Source organism: Leptospira ognonensis, assembly GCF_004770745.1.
GTDB lineage: Bacteria > Spirochaetota > Leptospiria > Leptospirales > Leptospiraceae > Leptospira_A > Leptospira_A ognonensis.
In genome coordinates, this window is the sequence record NZ_RQGD01000058.1 from 1 (window position 1) to 2,958 (window position 2,958).

Below are 2,958 nucleotides of genomic sequence, written 5' to 3' on the forward strand. Positions count from 1 at the left end.
GCAAGAAGCGTGACGGAGGACAATGTGCCTTTAGGCCGAGCGAGGGCGCAAGTCCCGAGCGGAGCGTGTCAGCCGCAGTTATGCGACGTAGAGAAAGAATATATACTTTTTAATTTAAATTTCCTTTTGCGATTGTATTGCAATTTCTCTGTGTTTTCGAAAAGCTATAATAATTTCTCAAAATCTAGTATTTTTTCCGATTTTATTATATATCCTAAATTCATATTTAAATTCGTTTCTATTGTTATATTCGGAATAGATGATATAGGAGTAATAATAATCTGACCATCTGCTTTATAAATTGGTCCTGCGTATAGAATACCAAGTAAAATTAATCTATTACTCACATTAAAATCTCCTACTTTTGTTGCATACCCGCCATGATTATAAACTAATACTGGCGAACCACTAGAGCCTGGAAAACATGCACAATCAATCAGAATCTCAGATCGTCCGTTATAATTGAGTTTAGGATGGCTTGCAGTAATACCTTGTCTAATTACGGGTAGGTTATTGGCGATATCCCATATCCCATTTGGATAACCAATCATAGTAATAGTTTCAATAGCATTTAGGCTTTCTAGTATATTATTATCAGCTAAATATTCTTTATTGTAGGCGAAAATAAAAAATTCTCCAACTTTTCTAACCAAATCATTATGAAATTTATGAAAAGGCAACATGCATAAATCGATATTATTATCCGGATGTGCAATCCAATCGGATTCTTTAATCATAATTGTCGTATGAAAATTTGATGTGTAGTTAGGATTTTTTTCGATATCGAGAGGCGTAATATAAATTTTCAAATTAATACTATCTTTGACAACGTGCTTATTTGTTAGAATTGCAAGTTTGTTCCAGCTTGTTTCATTTTTTTGAAATGCAAAATAGAAACCAGTACCGACGCTTAAGCTGCCATTGGCCAATTGGCACTCTAATCTTACCGTTGTATGCTGTAATAACTCTGTATTTGTTAGTTTACTCATGATTATTTTCCTCTCAGAATTATTTATGATATCAAGTTTTTTTTTAATTTCCTCGGATTATTAAATCTATCTTCTCTATGTCGCATAACGAACTAGGCTACACGACGTTGTCCGTAGCTGAGTCTCGCAGAGACGTTAGCGTCGGCGCGCCTTCTTGCATCGCAAGAAGCGTGACGGAGGACAATGTGCCTTTAGGCCGAGCGAGGGCGAAAGTCCCGAGCGGAGCGTGTCAGCCGCAGTTATGCGAAGTACAACATACTTAAAGGCATCTCATAATTATTAGCTTTTAAATAATCGCCATTCTTCCTCAAAGTTACCTAAATCTATGGGCTTACCATGCTGATCTTTTTTAAATAAGTGAGTTAAGGTAAGGTCGTTCATTGCATAAGTAAAGCCAGTTCCGGATTGAATACCCCAATATCTCTCTTGTTCGACTATTAGTATAGGTTTTGTATCTTCTTTGAGTGATAGGATTAAATTAAGAATGGATTCTTGACTATATTTTTCGAGAGAGAATGACATGAGCAAAATAGGGTTAAAAGTAACCGGTCTCGTTAATCTATGTGATTTTTCATTGATAATTGAAAAGAAAAAATCAGGACTTTTATCTAAATTTTGGCATTTAGTCCAGGAAGGGAGCCAGCCTTCACCACTCTCGAATAACCATTCATCTGATAATTCTTTCGTAAACGGAGAATTATGTGTCCATTTTGCATTAGATCTATTATCTAATTTAAGTCTGCCAAATTTTAAATATTTATTATCTTTTAGAGAGATTTGACTAACTCTTACCGTTAGAGAGTTAATATCGTTATCTAAAAAGGAAGAAATCTTAGTCGAAAACTTATCCCAATTACTAAACTCCCATAGATTATTTTCACTGGGATCACCTAGAAATAGAAAACACTTATATTTTGTATTTAACCAATTCATCTTACACTCTTTTAATCAAAAAAATCCGTTGTATTTCGCATAACGAACTAGGCTACACGACGTTGTCCGTAGCTGAGCCTCGAAAGAGGCGTTAGCGTCGGCGCGACTTCTTGCGACGCAAGAAGCGTGACGGAGGACAATGTGCCTTTAGGCCGAGCGAGGGCGCTAGTCCCGAGCGGAGCGTGTCAGCCGCAGTTATACGACGTCTGAAAATTCCAATCAATATCCCATTTGAAGATTATATTCTTTGTTCTAGAAATGTCAGACAATTAAATAAACGGAGAATATTCTTAATTTTTTAGCTTATCGATGTTTTACTTATGGTTTATTGATTGAAAACTTAAAATTAGAACGTGTTGCTTCAATCTTTTTATATTAATTTGGACTAATTAATATTGTGATTTTTCTAAATTAGGTTTAAAATTTAGTAAGTTTTATACTCTTTTAAATTTTCTTTCATATGTTTTTCTATTTGTGAAATTAAGTATTGAACATCAATTTTCTCATTCTTCTCTATTCTTTTTGAAATCAATGTTATTGTGCCAACGTAGTATAAAGTTTTTTCTACAAAAATTACTAAATCTTTTCCATATTCATCTTCTACAGCAAGCCATTTCATTTTATGTTTTTCTATAAAATAATCTCCAATTAAAACACCGAATCCATATAAAATTATTTGGTTAGTATTTTTGTTAGAAAGATTTATAGCAGTCTGTAACTTTTCTATTGATACTGGTTCTTTAATTTCTTTATTAGTTTTTTCCTTAATGAATTTGAGAGCCTCATTTCTTAGATATTGTAATTGCTCTTTATCTTCGGTAGTGAGGTTGAAGATTGTCATTTGTTTATCTTTATAAATTGGCTGAGAATTTATATTCATGGTAAATATAAGCATTAAAATGCTTAAAATTGTCAAAAATCTTTTTTTCATATTTTTTTCCTAAAATTTATTTTTCAGATGTCGTATAACGAACTAGGCTACACGACGTTGTCCGTAGCTGAGCCTTCGGAGAAGGCGTTAGCGTCGGCGCGTCTT

General features: G+C 33.7%; 3 protein-coding genes. All 3 read right to left on the reverse strand.

Annotated features, from left to right (window positions below; translation table 11 throughout):
- Positions 1-164: 164 nt before the first annotated feature.
- On the reverse strand, positions 165-989 hold the full coding sequence (locus tag EHQ58_RS18540) for a trypsin-like serine peptidase (protein ID WP_135625566.1): 825 nt from the start codon (positions 987-989) through the stop codon (positions 165-167).
- Positions 990-1,268: 279 nt separating this feature from the next.
- Positions 1,269-1,922 (reverse strand): hypothetical protein, encoded by a 654-nt coding sequence (locus EHQ58_RS18545; RefSeq protein WP_135625567.1) that lies wholly within the window; start codon positions 1,920-1,922, stop codon positions 1,269-1,271.
- A gap of 424 nt (positions 1,923-2,346) precedes the next feature.
- Positions 2,347-2,853, reverse strand: a complete 507-nt coding sequence (locus tag EHQ58_RS18550; RefSeq protein ID WP_135625568.1) for a DUF3806 domain-containing protein — start codon at positions 2,851-2,853, stop codon at positions 2,347-2,349.
- Between the last annotated feature and the right edge of the window lie 105 nt (positions 2,854-2,958).

Bases quoted from the DNA above. Each gene is read 5' to 3' on its own strand.
- EHQ58_RS18540 (WP_135625566.1), bottom strand. From the start codon at position 989: ATGAGTAAACTAACAAATACAGAGTTATTACAGCATACAACGGTAAGA.
- EHQ58_RS18545 (WP_135625567.1), bottom strand. From the start codon at position 1,922: ATGAATTGGTTAAATACAAAATATAAGTGTTTTCTATTTCTAGGTGAT.
- EHQ58_RS18550 (WP_135625568.1), bottom strand. From the start codon at position 2,853: ATGAAAAAAAGATTTTTGACAATTTTAAGCATTTTAATGCTTATATTT.